A 14937-nucleotide genomic window follows, 5' to 3' on the forward strand; every position below is an offset into this window, starting at 1 on the left:
CCCCGACGGTTTTACCGACGCCCGTCCGGGCTACTCCTAACCCGACGTGGCGACGCGGAGTCCCGCCATCCTGAATGTGTGAGGGGCAGGCACACCGCGTCGTACCGTGCTGAGACAGGGGAGAGGCTATGTCACGTGCTCCTGGGATCGCTCTTCGCGGTGTGCCCAGTGGTGATACCTCGGACAGCAGGGGTGTCCGGGCGGGTGTGGCCCTGGTGACAGGGGCCTCTTCGGGTATCGGCGCTGCGGTCTCACGCCGGATCGCGGCCGAAGGTGGCTGGCGGCTCCTGGTCGCCGGTCGCGACCGCGAGCGATTGGACAGCGTGGCGACGACGACGTGCTCGACGGCCCTCTACGCGGACTTGATGTCGACCGGCAGTACGGAGCAACTGGTCGAGGAGGCCCTTGACGCCGCCGGCGGAGTCGACCTGCTTGTGGCGGCGGCAGGCGTCGGATGGGCCGGCTCCTTCCCTTCGATGCCGGCTGCCGCCGCCGACCGGGTTCTCACCGTGGATCTGGTCTCCGTCGTCCATTTGGTACGGCTCCTGCTGCCGCACATGCTCGCTGCGGGACGCGGGCACATCGTGCTGATCGGATCGGTGGCGGGATCCGCAGGTGTCGGAGGTGAGGCGGTGTACTCGGCTGCGAAGGCGGCCATTGCCGCCTTCGCCGATGCTCTGCGCTACGAACTGAGGGGATCCGGAGTACGTATCACCCATCTGGTCCCCGCGGTGGTGGACACGCCGTTCTTTGAACGCCGGGGTTTGCCGTACACCCGTTCGTGGCCCCGGCCCATGCTGCCGGAACGCGTCGCGGACGCGGTCTGGGACGCCGTTGTGGCGGGCCGGGACGAGGTGTTCGTCCCCGGCTGGCTGCGATTGCCCGGATGCGTGCGCTCCGTGGCCCCCGGGCTCTATCACCGCCTCGCCACTCGCTTCGGCTGAACAGCGACATGAACGTTCTGGCCGTGACGCTGGCGTTGTCGGCAGCCCTTGCCAACGGTGCCGCCTCCGTGCTGCAACGGCGGGCCGCCATGGAGCAGGCGGAGTTCGAGGCAGCGAGCGGCAGACCGGATGTGCGGCACGCGACGCAACGATTGTCACAACTGGTACGCCGTCCTTTCTGGCTGGCTGGTGCATTGGCGCTCGGGCTGTCCGCGGCCTTCCAGACGGGGGCGCTGGCGGTCGGCAGCCTGTCGGTGGTCCAGCCGCTGATGGCGAGCGAACTCCTGTTCACGCTGTTGCTCGGCACAGCGGTATTCCATCACCGTCCGGACGGCAGAACGTGGATGTCGTTCCTGATGCTCGCCATGGGGCTCGCGTTCTTCCTGAGCGCCGTCGGCCCGTCGGTGGGTGAGGCAACCGGACAGGCCGCCACATGGCTGGCTGTGGGCATCTCTGCCGCGATGGCAATGGTCGCGCTGACCCTGCTCGCCCGGGCCCTCAAGGACGCCGCCTGCGCCGTGGTCCTGGGATGTGCCACCGCCGTCTCCTTCGGCTGTACGGCCGCTCTGATCAAGGAGGTCACGGGACGGATCCCGGAGGGTGTGGCCGCGGTCTTCACCACGGCGTACCTGTACGCGATGTGCTGCGCCGGTGTTTTGAGTCTGTTGCTGCTCCAGAGCACGCTGCGTGCCGGAACACTCGCCGCTTCCCAGCCGGCGCTCACCCTCGGGGATGCACTGGTAGGTGTGTTGCTGGGGAAGACACTGTTCGACGAACGGATCGCGCTGGGCATTCGTCTGCTGCCGACCATGCTCGGTGCCTGCCTGATCGCTGCTGGAACGGTGGGGCTGTCGCTCTCCCCGGCGTTCGCGGGCCATTGGGACTCGACGCGAGGGAACGACAACGCGACGGAGCAGGCCCGACTGCAATCGATGGCCGACGACGACGGAGGCACGGAATCCCGATGAATCCCCGGCCCATGAGGCTCCCCCCTGCGTTCCGTGTCTCCCTGGCCGCGTCGGCGCTGGCGCTGACCGCTCATGTCGCCCCCGCCAGCACGTGGCTGCCCGCTGTGCGGCGTAGGTGTTTCCCCTCCCTGGCCGGCCTCGGACACCCCGGCCACATCGCCCTGACCTTCGACGACGGCCCGGATCCCCGCTCCACCCCGCACTTCCTCAGCGTATTGGACCAGTTGTCCACACGCGCCACGTTCTTTGTGCTCGGGGAGAGTCTTCTGCGCCATCCGGAACTCGGCCGTGACATCGTCGGCCGCGGACACGAACTCGCCGTTCACGGATGGACACACAGCCGCCCATGGCTTCCCACCGTTGTACGGGACACGCGCGAGGTCTCGCGCGCCGCCGAGGCGGTACGAAGGATCTCGGGGGTCCGGCCGTTGTGGTACCGGCCTCCGTTCGGAATCCTGACCGGTGGCCGCTGGACCGCGGCCCTGCAGTCAGGACTGAGGCCGGTGCTGTGGTCGGCCTGGGGCCGGGACTGGACTGCGGGCGCGACCCCTGAGAGAGTTCTGGCGACCGTACGCAGCGGACTCCGGGGCGGTGGCACGGTCCTCCTCCACGATGCCGACCTGTCGGCATCCGGCCGGTGGCGGCCCGCACTCGCGATGCTGCCGGAAATGATCAGCGGCCTTCGGGCCGAGGGGCTGGCCGTCGGCCCACTCGTCGACCACGGCCTCACGCCCTTCCGCCGGGTCGGTTGAGTACATCGACCCTGACGGGGGCACTCCACCGCGAGGGGAACAACGCACCGGCATCCGGCGATGGCACCGATGGCACATCGGGGCTCACGGTGAGGACGGCTCAAGCCAGGGACGTCCCACGGCACTCGGGACAACGCCGCGGCCCGGATTCCGGAGCCGACCACGACCCCGAGCAAGGCAGCCGTCCCCACAGCCTCGGCAGCCGACCGCCGACCCACTTGAGCGGTGGCTACGGTCGTTGCTTGTGGGCCGGTCAGCGCCCGATGTCGTCCAGCTCGGTCAAGTCCTCATGAGAGAGGGAGAGCCCCGCGCCGGCGACGTTCTCGCGCAGGTGCGCCGTCGATGACGTGCCGGGGATGAGCACGTTCGGTGATCGCTGCAGCAGCCAGGCCAGTGCGACAGACATCGGGACGTGTTCTTGCTGGTGGCCGCCTACGAGCCTGACACCGGCACTCCTCGAAGCGCATCACCGTCGAACACGCCCTCGCCGATCACAAAGGCTGGAAGCAACTGGTCCGCTGGACCCACCGCCGGGAGACCCTGCCCCTCACCTACCGGGCCATCGCCGGCCTCCTCGTCATATCCTTCAGTGATGGACGAGGCGTTGGACAAAGGGCCGTTCTTTCACGGTACAAAGGCCGAGCTGCGGATCGGAGATCACCTCACCGCCGGCTTCCGTTCCAACTACCGGCCCGAAATCGTGATGAACCACATCTACTTCACCGCGTTGCGCGATGGTGCGGGACTCGCCGCCGAACTCGCTGCCGGTGACGGAGCCCCGCGAGTGTATGCCGTCGAACCGACCGGGGAGTTCGAGAACGATCCCAACGTCACCGACAAGAAGTTTCCTGGCAATCCCACCCGCTCCTATCGCAGTAGGGAACCGCTCCGGATCGTTGGCGAGGTGACCGACTGGACGCGACAGACCCCCGAAGCTCTCCAGATATGGCGAGACCGGCTGGCCGCAACGCGTCTGGATGAGCGCGCCGAGATCATCAACTAAGGGCAATACCGGCGACTTTGATGGTGGTGGGTCGTTGGTGCGACCCGGCCCGGTCCGGGTGTTATCGATCTCCCACCGTTGGTGGAAGAGGGCTGCCAGTTCGGCGGCGGGGGCCTGGTCCGGATCGCAGATGGTGGTGATGAGCCGGTAGGCCGTGCCGTCGCCTCCGTCGAGGGTGCACTCGATCAACCGGACCGGGGCCGGGTCACGGTGGGCACGCTCATCGGCGGCCGCGATCCGGGACAGGTAGGAGCCGTCACCGACCAGTTCAAGAACCGGGAGCACGATGTTCTTGCGGACCCGCCACAGCAGGTCGGCGCCCGTGCCGGATGAGGCCCGCGATACGACCTCTGCGGGTTCGCGGATGGTGGCCGAGCGTGGCTGGGACGCCGGCTGCGGGCGCCACCTCCACTCGGTCGTGTGCGTGGGGTAGACCTCGACGTCGGTGTAGGCGCCCTTGATCGCTCCCGCGCCCGCGGGCCACTTCAGGTTCACGGCGTGGGTCTCGTTCGGGGGCGTCACCAGGATGTCGGTCGGGGACGCGAGGCTGTCGCCGGTGTCGTCGACGGTGTAGACGAGGTTGAAGACGGCGGGCAGGTCGCCGCTCGCCGCAGCCATGCCGTTCTCGCCTGCACAGCCTCGCCCCGGCTCTTCCCCGGCGGCCGGTCAGGCCGACCGATCAGTGCCTGCGCCGTGGGAGAACGGCTCCGCAAGCCCGGCATCCGACTCGTGGAGACCCGCTCGACTGTCCTGTTCCAGCTCGCCACCGAACTGCCCGCCGCGATCCTCGCCCGCAGCCTCGGCATCCACATCACCGTCGCCGTCAAGTGGCAGCGGGCTGCCGCAGCGACTGGGGCGCCTACGCAGCCGAGGTCAGCCGCCGGAACAGCTGGTGAAGGAGCGGGCGTTCACGGATGGTGCGGCCCTGCTTGTCGAAGAAGCCTTGATATCGCTTCCCGGAGGCGCGCTTTCCACTACTGGGGGGTTGGGTCGGCAGAGCCCGCGGTGTCCAGCGCCAGGCCGACTCGCTGGTCGACGAGGGCTTGGAAAGCGCTCAGGTCGCCAATGATTTCCTCGGCACGGTCCCGCTGCTGGTACATCGTGTAGTACCGGGCTCCGACAGCGTCGGGGGCAGCCTCGCCACCACCGGGGACGAGGCTGGTGGCGATGGTGACCGTGCCGACGTAGACGGCCCAATGTTCCTCCCCGCGTGGAGTACACCCTGACCGAACTCGGCTCGACACTGCTGGACGCCGTCACAGCCCTGGGTGACTGGGCTGCCGCCCACCGAAAGGAAATCGGAGACAACCGGCTTCGCTACGACGATGCTCATCCGTCACAGGCGGTCCTGACCTGACGGGAGATCCGTCATCGAGCCAACACGAGGGCGGCCTGAGGAAGAGGCATGCCGAGAGTTCCAATACCCGAGTGCACCATTAGCGGTCTGCCCTGCCGAGACGATCGAGGCCCACCGAGCGTTCATCGCCCGCCGAAGGGCCTCCCGCCCCGATGAGGAGTACCGCAACCCAACAGAGGAGTGGGACGCCTATCCGGTACGAGCGATCCGGCTCCCATTTCCAGGCCTTCCTCGGGTGGGCCACTGCCCTCACCTGCTGAGAGAGGCTCGCAACGCCCGCCACAGCTGATCAGCACGGAACTGTCCGCGCGTCAGCTCTTGAGGCTTCCGGCGGACAGCCCCGAGCGCCAGAACCGCTGGAGGGTGAGGAAGGCGATACAGAGGGGGACCACCGACACCAGGGAGCCCGTGACGACGATGTCGTACCAGGGCTGGTCCCGAAGCTGGCTGTTCCAGAAATAGAGACCCAGGGTGAGCGGCCATCGTGAGTCGTCGGCGAGCATCATCAAGGGCAGGAAGAAGTTGTTCCAGATCCCCACGAACTGGAACAGACAGATGGTGACCAGCGCGGGCGACATCAGTCGCAGGGCGATGGTGAAGAAGATCCGGAGTTCTCCCGCGCCATCGACCCTGGCGGCGTCGGTGAGTTCGTCGGGCACGGAGGCTTCGGCGTAGACGCGGGCGAGGTAGACCCCGAAGGGGGTGACGGCGCTCGGGATCAGCACCGACCAGTACGTGTTGACGAGGCCGGTCGACGAGGCGAGCAGATACAGTGGGAGGGCGAGCAGCGGCGGGGGGATGAGCACCGCGCCGAGGATCACGGCGAAGACACCCTCCCGGCCTCTGAAGGGATATTTGGCCAGGGCGTATCCGGCCATCGCGGCGAACAGCGTGGCCACCAGGGCCCCGGCCCCGCAGTAGAGAAGGCTGTTGAGGAGCCAGCGGCCGAAGATGCCGTCGCTGTGCCGGAAGGCCTTCGTGAGGTTGTCGGCGAGGTGGAAGTGCGATCCGAACCAGAAACCGTTGCTGCCGAACAGGTCGCCGTTGGATTTCGTCGCCGAGACGATCAGCCACCAGATCGGCAGCAGGAAGTAGCCCGCGATCGCGAACAGCAGCACGGTGGTGCTCAGTCGGGCGGCCGAGGTGCCGCGACGGCGGGCGGGCGGCGCCGCCCGCCCGGTGTCGGACCTGCGGTGTCGGGCTGTGGGCTGCGTGCTCATCGCGATCCTCGTGTGCTCAGGCGCAGGAAGCCGTAGGACAGGGCGAATGTGGCAAGGGCCAGGACCACCGCGACAGCCGCGGCGAAGTTGTAGTCGTTGAGGCCGAAGGCAGCCTGGTAGGAGAGCATCACCGGGGTGTAGTTGCTGCTGATCGCGGCGGTCATGGGGCGCAGCACCATCGGTTCACCGAACAGCTGCAGGGTGCCGATGATGGAGAAGACACCGGTCAGGGTGAGGGCCGGGCGCACCAGCGGCACCTTGATGTGCCAGGCGATCCGGGATCCGGAGCATCCGTCCAGCTCGGCGGCCTCGTACAGCTCCTTGGGGACGGACTGCAGCGAGGTGTAGATGATCAGCATGTTGTAGCCGGTCCAGGACCAGGTGACGATGTTGCCGATCGAGAAGAGGATCACGTCGTGGGAGAGGAAGTCGACGTCTGCGCCGATGCTCCTGCCGACGTCGTTCAACGGACTGATGCCGGGCATGTAGAGGAAGGCCCACAGCACTGCCGCGATCACACCGGGGATCGCGAACGGCAGGAAGTACGCCACGCGGAAGAAGCGCTTGAACCGTGCCACTCGGGAGTCGAGGAGCAGGGCGAGGAGCAGGGCGAGACCCAGCATCACCGGCACCTGGACGAGGCCGAAGACCAGGACCCTGCCTACGCCCTTCAGGAACGTGCTGTCGGTGAGCACCCGTGTGTAGTTGTCCAGGCCGGCGAAGACGGTGCGCGGCGCCCCGAAGCCGAGCCCGGAGCGCTCCACCCGGAACAGGCTCTGATGGATGGCGTAGCCGATCGGTATGACGAACACAGCCAGGAACAGGACACCGAACGGGGCGAGCAGCACGGCGGCGGAGCGGTTGCGCCGGGCGGTGAGCCTGCTGCCGGAGCGGCCGCGCGACGGCCGCCGCTCCCGGCCCGGGGAACCGGCGAGCCGGTCCGGGCCGTGATCGCCCGACGGCGCCGGCCGCTTCGCGACCGGTACCGGAGGGGAATCCGCATCGCGGGTCATCTGACCTTCACGCCCTTGGACTTGATCGCCGCGAGCGTCTTCTTCTGTACGTTGTTGAACGCGTCGAACAGCGTGCCGGAACCGGTGTAGGCGTTGGCGGTCGCCTCGTCCAGGTCGACACCGAACTGCGACTGCGTGGGACCCCACTGCCAGCTCGTGTCCGTGTGCTGGGCGGCTTCGCCGAACACCTTGTAGATGTTCTGGCCGCCGTAGTAGTCCACGCCCTTGTTCACTTCGGGCAGTTCGAGTCCGGCGGTGGCGGCCGGGTAGATACCGGTCTTCGTGATCAGGTTCCTGAGGCTGTCGGGGTCGGTGCTCAGCCAGGTGGCGAACTCGACTGCCTCGTCCCTGTGCTGGCAGCCCTTGAGCACGGCCGTGCTGCCGCCGCCGTCGTTGCCGAACTTCTTCTCCCCGGCAGTCCACTGCGGCATCGGGGCGACGGCGAACTTGCCCTTGGCGGTGGGGGCGTTCTGGGCGATCAGCGGGTTCAGCCAGACCGCGCCGATCGCCGTGGCCACCTTGCCGGACTGCAGGCCGCTCCACCACGCGGGGCTGTAGCCCTGGTCCGTGGCCACCAGCTTTTTCTCCACCAACTGCTGCCAGTAGTCGGCCAGTTGCCGGGACTGGTCGTCGTTGACGCCGACGCGCCACGCGTCGCCCTCGGTGCCGAACCACTTGGCGCCCTTCTGCCAGGCCAGGCCGGACAGGGTGATCGCCCGCAGGTTCACGATGTGGGCCTCGGGGTCGGCCTTGTGCAGCTTCTCGGCAGCCTTGGCGTACTCGTCCCAGGTCGTCGGAACCGCGATGCCGTACTTCTTGAAGACGTCCTTGCGGTAGTACATGGCCATCGGGCCCGTGTCGACCGGGATCCCGTAGGTCCTGCCCGCGACGGTGACCTGGTTCCACGTCCACGGAACGAACTTGTTCCTCGCGGCACCGGCCTCTTGGGAGACGTTCTCCAGGGCGTCCTCGAGCAGGAACGTGGGTATCGACTCGAAGCCGATCTGCGCCAGGCAGGGGGCGTTGCCCGCCTTCACCGCCGAGAGCATCTTGTCGTAGCCGCCCTGGCCACCGGACGGCAGCTTCTTGAAGGTGACCTCGATGTTCTTGTGGGTGGCGTTGAACAGCTCGGCCGACTTCTCGTAGCCGGGGGCCCAGCCCCAGAACTCCAGGTGGACGGTGCCGCCGGCGGCCTTGTCGTCGCCGCTCCCTCCGCACGCCGCCGCTGTCAGGACCAGGGCGGCCGCGGACAAACTCCCGAGCACGGTCCGCCGTCTGGAGTGCGCGGCCAACTTAGCAAGCATGTATATGCACCTTCCCCTTGCGACAAACTGGCAATTAGTCAGATTCTTGGGCACGTTGAACGCGAGGTGCCTGGTGCTGCCCTCGAAGGTCGAGGGGTGGGGTCGTAGTCTCCCGAGGCGCTGAGGTCCGGTACGTGTATCCACCGCGAGGTGAAGCTCAGTATTTGCGTGGCGCTCCGTGGCGTCAAGACAATAGATCGGATACATTCCGCCCATGGAGATTCGTAGCTCCGAAATAATGGATGGACATTGAACCGGCTGCGAGTCTGCCTTCATCGCCGCGTCGGCCGTGATCCCGCCGTCGGACATCAGGCCGGGACCGTGCCGGCGGCTGGAGCGCCATGGGGAGGCTGAGCGGACCGCAGGGCGACGGCGACCCGGTCCCCGTCGCCCCCGACCGTCCCGACCATGGCGCGGCAGGCGCCTGCGCCGCTTGGCCCCGGCGTCATGCCGAGCGCGGTGCTCCCGGCCCTCGTCGCAGGAACGGCCTGAGTCGCACGATCAGCAAGCCCTACCGAGAGACAGAAAGGCTGACACCGTCATGTCGGAAGTTCGCGGCTATGAAGCCGAACCGTGTTACACCATCTCCGCAGAGGTGGGCGCCGGGTACCGGGAGGCGGTCGCCGGACTCGCCCCGGGTCTTGTCCTTGCCGTCGACGGCCCGGTGGCCGTGGACTGGGAGACGGTTGCCGCCGGGATCTGTGAGGCGCTGGCCGCCCGCGCCGTCGCGACCGAACAGGCCGACCTGCGCGAGCATTTCGCGCCCTGGCCGGAGGTCCTCGCCCTGACCGCCTCCGCGGTACTGGACGACGACCCGGACTTCGCCCCGCTGTCCCGGGCCGGGCTCGCCGACTTCTTCACCGGGCTGCCGGAGCCCGAGGCGGCCGACGACACCGTGACGGTCGTTCTCGGACCGGGCGCGGCCCTGGTGCCGCACGACCGGCTCTGGTACGCGGACCTGCCCAAGCGGTACGCCGAGGCCCAGATCACCGGCAAGACCGGCCGCAACCTGGGGCAGCCCGCCGGTACCGGGGCGAGCACGACCCGTCGGCTCTTCTACATCGACTGGCCGGTCCTCGACCGGCACCGCGACACCCTCGTCTCCGGCGTCGACCTCTGGCTGGACACCCAGGACGCGCAGGCTCCGTCCTGGCTGGAGGGCACTGCCCTGCGCGCTGCCCTCGCAGATCTGGCCGGGCGGCCCTTCCGTACCCGCCCCACCTTCAACACCACGTCCTGGGGCGGGCATTGGGCCCAGGAGCAGCTCGGCTTCAACCAGGAGGCGGCCAATACGGCGCTGGGCTACGAACTCATCGCTCCCGAGAGCGGGATTCTGGTGGGTACGCCGGACGGTCCGCGGGTCGAGGTGCCCCTGCAGGCACTGGTCGCCTCGCACCCCGAGGCGGTCCTCGGCGATGACGTGCACGCGAGGTTCGGCACCTCGTTCCCGATCCGCTTCGACTACCTCGACACCGTCGGCGGCGGCAACCTCTCCGTCCACTGCCACCCGCAGTCGGACTACATGCGCCGCGTATTCGGATGGCCGTACACCCAGCACGAGACCTACTACATGATGCTCGGCGGGCCCGGCCGGCAGGTGTTCCTGGGGCTGCGCCAGGACGCCGACCTCGCGGCCTTCCGGCACGAGGCGGACCGGGCGTTCCACGACGGTGTGCCGTTCGACATCGAACAGTACGTCCAGACCTTCCCGGCCGATCCGCACCAGATCTTCCTCATCCCGGGCGGCACCCCGCACGGCAGCGGCGAGGGCAATGTCGTACTCGAGATCAGCGCGACGCCGTACCTGTACAGCCTTCGCCTCTACGACTGGCTGCGCAAGGACAGCGAAGGCAGGCAGCGGCCGGTCCACGTCGGCCACGCGTTCGACAACCTGGACCCGGACCGGTCGGGGGAAGCCGTGGCCAGGGACCTGGTCCCCACGCCGCGCACCCTGCGCTCGGGCGACGGCTGGCACGAGGACGTCATCGGCCGCCTCCCGGAGATGTTCTTCGAGGTCCGGCGGATCGCGCTGGCGCCGGACACCGTCGCGTACGACGACACGGACCACCGCTTCCACGTCCTCAACGTCGTGGAGGGCGACGGAATCCTCCTGGAGACCAGCGGCGGCCACCGCCATGTGCTGGCGTACGCCGAGACACTGACCGTGCCCGCCGCGGTCGGCGCCTACCGGGTGCGGGCCCTCGGCGCGGTCCCGGTGCGCTATGTGAAGGCGCTGGTGCGGTGAACCCCGCCGACGAGGCCACCGTCTCGGTCCTCGAGATCGGCGGCACCCATGTCACCGCGGCCGGGGTGGACATCCACACCCGCAGCCTCCGGTCCGGCCGCTCGTTCCGTGAGGCGGTGGACAGCAACGGCAGTGCCGAGGAGATCCTGTCGGCCCTCGTCCGCTGCGCCGACCGGCTGTCCGGCCTCGGCGAAGGCCCATGGGCCGTGGCACTGCCCGGTCCGTTCGACTACGAGCGCGGGATCGGGCGGTTCGAAGGGGCCGGCAAGTTCGAAGCCCTGCGGGGGGTCGATCTGCGGGCCGCCCTGACGGCGTCACTGCCCGGCGCCACCGCGCTCAGCTTCTGCAATGACGCGGAGGCGTTCGTGCTCGGCGAGTGGTGGGCCGGGGCGGCGCGCGGGCACCGCGCCGTCGCCGGTATCACCCTCGGGACCGGTGTGGGTTCCTGCTTCCTGCGCGAGGGCCGGATACTGCGGCACGGCCCCGGGGTCCCTCCCGAAGGCTGGGTCCACAACCTGCGGTACGCGGGCGGACCCCTGGAGGAGACGGTGTCCCGGCGTGCCCTGCGGCGGGCCTACGCACGGGCGACCGGCGCGGCGCCGCCCGACGTCCGGGAGATCGCCCGGCGGGCACGGCACGGGGACCGAAACGCGGCGGAGGTGTTCACCGAGACGTTCCGTGCCCTGGGAAAGGTGCTCGGGCCACTGCTCGCCGCCTTCGAACCGACGGTTCTGGTGGTCGGGGGCGCCATCACGGGGGCCTGGGACCTCCTGGCCGAACCGCTGTGCTCAGGGCTCATCGAGGCCGATCCGGTCCGCAACCGACGCGTCGTCATCACCCCGGCGCACCGGCTGGATGAGGCCCCGCTGCTCGGCGCGGCCTACCTGGCCGGGGTGTGCGGCCGGCCGGGCGACCGTACCGCGCCGCTCGGAGACGCCCGCTGACACCGGCCCGGCACGTGCGACGAGGCCTTCTCCATCCACACCCCCGACCCCCAGGGAACAGCTGTGACCCCTCCCCGTTCCACCGCCGAACTGACCGTGACCGAGCGCGGCTTCCTGCGCGCCGGGCGACCTCACCAGATCGTTTCCGCCGCCATCCACTACTTCCGCGTCCACCCCGAACTGTGGGAGGACCGGCTGCTGCGGCTGCGCGCCATGGGCGTCAACACCGTCGAGACCTACATCGCCTGGAATCTGCACCAGCCGGCTCCCGGGCAGACCGACTTCTCCGGCCAGGCCGATGTCGCCCGCTTCCTGCGCACCGCTGCCCGGCTCGACCTGGACGTGATCGTGCGACCCGGCCCCTACATCTGCGCCGAGTGGGAGTTCGGCGGCCTTCCCGCATGGCTGCTGGCCGATCCCGGGCTGCGGCTGCGCCGCACCGACGACCGCTACCTGGCCGCCGTGGACGCCTGGTTCGACCAGCTGATCCCAGTCCTGCGCCCCCTGCTCGCCAGTCGGGGTGGGCCGGTGATCGCCGTCCAGGTCGAGAACGAGTACGGCAGTTATGGCCATGACACCCCCTACCTCGACCATCTGCGGCGGGGTCTGCTTCGACGCGGCGTGGACTGCCCGCTGTTCACCGCAGACGGAGCCACTGACGGCGTGCTGCGCGGGGGCGTGCTGCCCGGCACCCTGGCGACCGCGACCTTCGGCTCACAGCCCGAGGAGTCACTGGCGGCATTGCGCCGCCACCAGCCGACCGGCCCGCTGATGTGTTCCGAGTACTGGCACGGCTGGTTCGACCACTGGGGCGAGCACCACCATGTACGGAACGCGGACGAGGTCGCCGGGGAGCTGGACCGGATGCTGGCTCAGGGCGCCTCGGTCAACCTCTACATGGGCCACGGCGGCACGAACTTCGGATGGTGGAACGGAGCCAACCACAACGAGAACGACTACCAGCCCACCTGCACCAGTTACGACTATGACGCTCCGGTCGGTGAGGCCGGAGAGCTGACCGAGAAGTTCCACGTGTTCCGTGCGGTGATCGAGCGGCACCGTGGCCCGATCCCGTACGCGATACCTGCGACACCGGACCGGCTCGCCCCGCAGACGGTACGGCCGAACGGTGCGGTGGCGCTGGCGGACTGTCTCGATGTGCTCTCCACTCCTCGTCAGCGGCTCTCGCCGGAACCGATGGAGGTGCTGGGCCAGTCACTGGGGCTGATCCACTACCGCACGTGGCTCCGTGGCTCCTTCCCCGACTCGACCCTGCGCGTGCACGGCCTCGCGGACCGGGCCCAGGTGTTCCTCGACGGAGTGCCGCTGGGCGTCCTGGAGCGGACAGGGGCGCTCGACGCGCTGCCGATCAGCGTCCCCGACACCGGCGCCGAACTCGACCTGCTGGTGGAGAACATGGGACGGATCAACTACGGCCCCTTGCTGGAGGATCGCAAGGGCATCAGCGGCGGCGTCCGGATCGACGGCCAGTTCCAGTTCGACTGGGAGATTCGCCCCCTCCCGCTGACCGATCTGGCAGGCCTGCGGTTCGGGGCCGCCGAACAGGTCGAGGGCCCGGCCTTTCACCGTGCGACGCTGGAGGTACCGGAACCGGCCGACGGCTTCCTGGCCCTGCCGGGCTGGACCAAGGGCCAGGTGTGGCTGAACGGCTTCGCCCTCGGCCGCTATTGGGACCGCGGACCCCAGCGCACCCTGTACGCCCCCGCCCCGGTGTGGCGGGCCGGCCGAAATGAACTCGTGATCCTGGAACTGCACCGGCCGGGCGAGCGGATCGAGCTCTGCGACGTCCCGGATCTGGGCCCGACCGACTGACCCGGCGGAGTGCCAAGTGGCTCCGGCCCGTATTCCTTGCGGACCGGAGCCACCTGAAGCGAGTCCCGGAGGGCCGACGGGATTCCGCCCGCTTCCGCCTGCCTGAATCAGCTCTGGCCGTGCCCGAAGTACGCGGCCAACTCCCGGTCCGGGGCCGCGACCTCGACGGCCCGGCCGCCGTCCCGCAACGACATGGTGGCCGCGTAGCCGGCGGCGACCGCTTCGCGGGCCGCGACGGGCGAGGTGACGGTGGCCCCGCCGTCCCGTGCGAACCGCAGGAACTCCGCCATCAGTACGGGATCGGCGCCCCCGTGCGTGCCGGTCGGTGTGTGCACGGGCACCACCAGATCGGCCTCGGCGCGGCCGTCGGAGCGGCGGTTCCACACGTGGATCTCCGCTCCCTTCGAGTCGCCGAAGTTCTCCAGCCGCCCCTCGGTGCCGATCACCGTGTAGTTGCGCCAGTAGTCGGGGGTGTAGTGACACTGCTGGTAGCTCGCGAAAACTCCGTTGTCCAGCTGCATCTGCATCATGCTCAGGTCCTCCACGTCCACCACCGGGTGGAGACCGGTCTGGTTGAGCGGCGGCCAGTTCTCCGTGGACAGCCACTCGGTCATCCGCTCCCCGCTGCGGTCGCGGTGTGAGTCGATGTCGCCGTAGACCGTCAGCCCGCCCATGGCGTTCACCCGCCGGGTGCAGCCGCCGGCCAGCCAATGGATGACATCAATGTCGTGCGCGCCCTTCTGCAGCAGCAGGCCGGTGGTGAGGCGTCGGTCCGCGTGCCAGTCCTTGAAGTAGAAGTCCCCGCCGTGGCCGACGAAATGGCGGCACCAGATGGCCTTGACCTCGCCGATCGCCCCCTTGGCGATCAGTTCACGCATGGCCACCACGACCGGCATGTGGCGCATGTTGTGGCCCACGTACAGCGGGGTCCGATGCCGGTGAGCTGCCGCGAGCAGCCGGTCACACCCCTCGGTGGTGATCGCCATCGGTTTGTCCAGGAACACCGGTACACCGGCCTGAAGGAAGTCCAGGCCGATCTCCTCGTGCGTGTGGTCCGGAGTCAGCACCAGCACGCCGTCGAGTCCCGCGTCGAGCAGCTCCCGGTGATCCACGGCAGTCCGCACCTGGGTGCCGAACCGCTGTTCGGCGCGCGTCAGCAACCGTCGGTCGCGGTCGCAGGCGGCGGCCACCAGTGAGCCCGAACCGGGCTGGTGCGCCAGATCGGCCAGGTCGCTGCGATTACCCAGGCCGATGACGCCGAGCCTGATGTCGTCCAAGGTGCTTTCCCTTTCAGAAGGTTTCGACCCCAGCAGGGCGAGGATGACCAGTTGATAGATCTGGAACATATCCGCTT

12 protein-coding genes and 2 pseudogenes are annotated in these 14937 nt (G+C 68.8%); 9 read left to right on the top strand and 5 right to left on the bottom strand.

All coding sequences use genetic code 11. The annotated features are described in order from the left end of the window. The first annotated feature begins 128 nt into the window (after nucleotides 1-128). From ACIRP2_RS27110 to ACIRP2_RS27120, 3 genes are read left to right on the top strand one after another with little or no spacing between them, the layout of a single operon-like run. Nucleotides 129-944 (top strand): SDR family NAD(P)-dependent oxidoreductase, encoded by an 816-nt coding sequence (locus tag ACIRP2_RS27110; protein WP_404254623.1) that lies wholly within the window; start codon nucleotides 129-131, stop codon nucleotides 942-944. An 8-nt stretch (nucleotides 945-952) separates the two neighbouring features. After that, on the top strand, nucleotides 953-1912 hold the full coding sequence (locus tag ACIRP2_RS27115) for a DMT family transporter (protein ID WP_404254625.1): 960 nt from the start codon (nucleotides 953-955) through the stop codon (nucleotides 1910-1912). Nucleotides 1913-1923: 11 nt separating this feature from the next. Next, the gene (locus tag ACIRP2_RS27120; RefSeq protein ID WP_404254627.1) at nucleotides 1924-2664 is read left to right on the top strand and encodes a polysaccharide deacetylase family protein; all 741 of its coding nucleotides are present in this window, start codon (nucleotides 1924-1926) and stop codon (nucleotides 2662-2664) included. A gap of 253 nt (nucleotides 2665-2917) precedes the next feature. On the opposite strand, the pseudogene ACIRP2_RS27125 reads toward ACIRP2_RS27120, so the two are convergent. Further along, nucleotides 2918-3073, bottom strand: a pseudogene (locus tag ACIRP2_RS27125) (aldo/keto reductase); the annotation flags it as partial. A 35-nt stretch (nucleotides 3074-3108) separates the two neighbouring features. Between ACIRP2_RS27125 and ACIRP2_RS27130 the strand changes: the two are divergent. The 3 genes and pseudogenes from ACIRP2_RS27130 to ACIRP2_RS27140 all read left to right on the top strand — a co-directional run. Further along, nucleotides 3109-3240: pseudogene (locus ACIRP2_RS27130) on the top strand (IS5/IS1182 family transposase); the annotation flags it as partial. A 16-nt stretch (nucleotides 3241-3256) separates the two neighbouring features. Further along, nucleotides 3257-3667: an NAD(+)--rifampin ADP-ribosyltransferase gene (gene arr, locus ACIRP2_RS27135; RefSeq protein ID WP_404254629.1), complete on the top strand. Its 411-nt coding sequence runs from the start codon at nucleotides 3257-3259 to the stop codon at nucleotides 3665-3667. 1210 nt (nucleotides 3668-4877) lie between these two features. Further along, the gene (locus tag ACIRP2_RS27140; RefSeq protein ID WP_404254631.1) at nucleotides 4878-5024 is read left to right on the top strand and encodes a hypothetical protein; all 147 of its coding nucleotides are present in this window, start codon (nucleotides 4878-4880) and stop codon (nucleotides 5022-5024) included. Nucleotides 5025-5335: 311 nt separating this feature from the next. Here the strand turns inward: ACIRP2_RS27140 and ACIRP2_RS27145 are convergent, their stop codons facing one another. The 3 genes from ACIRP2_RS27145 to ACIRP2_RS27155 are packed head-to-tail and all read right to left on the bottom strand — an operon-like array spanning nucleotide 5336 to nucleotide 8561. Further along, on the bottom strand, nucleotides 5336-6244 hold the full coding sequence (locus tag ACIRP2_RS27145) for a carbohydrate ABC transporter permease (protein WP_404254633.1): 909 nt from the start codon (nucleotides 6242-6244) through the stop codon (nucleotides 5336-5338). After that, nucleotides 6241-7257: a carbohydrate ABC transporter permease gene (locus tag ACIRP2_RS27150; protein ID WP_404254635.1), complete on the bottom strand. Its 1017-nt coding sequence runs from the start codon at nucleotides 7255-7257 to the stop codon at nucleotides 6241-6243. The genes ACIRP2_RS27145 and ACIRP2_RS27150 overlap by 4 nt, the downstream gene beginning before the upstream one ends. Then, nucleotides 7254-8561, bottom strand: a complete 1308-nt coding sequence (locus tag ACIRP2_RS27155; RefSeq protein ID WP_404254639.1) for an ABC transporter substrate-binding protein — start codon at nucleotides 8559-8561, stop codon at nucleotides 7254-7256. Before ACIRP2_RS27155 ends, ACIRP2_RS27150 begins: the two co-directional genes overlap by 4 nt. Before the next feature lie 541 nt (nucleotides 8562-9102). Between ACIRP2_RS27155 and ACIRP2_RS27160 the strand changes: the two genes are divergently transcribed. From ACIRP2_RS27160 to ACIRP2_RS27170, 3 genes are all read left to right on the top strand, one after another. After that, on the top strand, nucleotides 9103-10806 hold the full coding sequence (locus ACIRP2_RS27160) for a class I mannose-6-phosphate isomerase (RefSeq protein ID WP_404254641.1): 1704 nt from the start codon (nucleotides 9103-9105) through the stop codon (nucleotides 10804-10806). Further along, nucleotides 10803-11750, top strand: a complete 948-nt coding sequence (locus ACIRP2_RS27165; RefSeq protein WP_404254643.1) for an ROK family protein — start codon at nucleotides 10803-10805, stop codon at nucleotides 11748-11750. Before ACIRP2_RS27160 ends, ACIRP2_RS27165 begins: the two co-directional genes overlap by 4 nt. 63 nt (nucleotides 11751-11813) lie before the next feature. Continuing rightward, nucleotides 11814-13583 carry a beta-galactosidase family protein gene (locus ACIRP2_RS27170; RefSeq protein WP_404254645.1) on the top strand — a complete coding sequence of 590 codons (1770 nt, stop codon included), beginning with the start codon at nucleotides 11814-11816 and terminating at the stop codon, nucleotides 13581-13583. 107 nt (nucleotides 13584-13690) lie between these two features. On the opposite strand, the gene ACIRP2_RS27175 is transcribed toward ACIRP2_RS27170, so the two are convergent. Continuing rightward, nucleotides 13691-14860: a Gfo/Idh/MocA family protein gene (locus tag ACIRP2_RS27175; RefSeq protein ID WP_404255113.1), complete on the bottom strand. Its 1170-nt coding sequence runs from the start codon at nucleotides 14858-14860 to the stop codon at nucleotides 13691-13693. Between the last annotated feature and the right edge of the window lie 77 nt (nucleotides 14861-14937).

The organism is Streptomyces sp. NPDC101194 (assembly GCF_044767885.1).
Lineage (GTDB): Bacteria > Actinomycetota > Actinomycetes > Streptomycetales > Streptomycetaceae > Streptomyces.

What these genes read in the sequence shown, in the direction of transcription:
- ACIRP2_RS27120 (WP_404254627.1), top strand. Translation starts at nt 1,924, where the DNA reads ATGAGGCTCCCCCCTGCGTTCCGTGTCTCCCTGGCCGCGTCGGCGCTG.
- ACIRP2_RS27145 (WP_404254633.1), bottom strand. Translation starts at nt 6,244, where the DNA reads ATGAGCACGCAGCCCACAGCCCGACACCGCAGGTCCGACACCGGGCGG.
- arr (WP_404254629.1), top strand. Translation starts at nt 3,257, where the DNA reads ATGGACGAGGCGTTGGACAAAGGGCCGTTCTTTCACGGTACAAAGGCC.
- ACIRP2_RS27155 (WP_404254639.1), bottom strand. Translation starts at nt 8,561, where the DNA reads ATGCTTGCTAAGTTGGCCGCGCACTCCAGACGGCGGACCGTGCTCGGG.
- ACIRP2_RS27160 (WP_404254641.1), top strand. Translation starts at nt 9,103, where the DNA reads ATGTCGGAAGTTCGCGGCTATGAAGCCGAACCGTGTTACACCATCTCC.
- ACIRP2_RS27110 (WP_404254623.1), top strand. Translation starts at nt 129, where the DNA reads ATGTCACGTGCTCCTGGGATCGCTCTTCGCGGTGTGCCCAGTGGTGAT.
- ACIRP2_RS27150 (WP_404254635.1), bottom strand. Translation starts at nt 7,257, where the DNA reads ATGACCCGCGATGCGGATTCCCCTCCGGTACCGGTCGCGAAGCGGCCG.
- ACIRP2_RS27115 (WP_404254625.1), top strand. Translation starts at nt 953, where the DNA reads ATGAACGTTCTGGCCGTGACGCTGGCGTTGTCGGCAGCCCTTGCCAAC.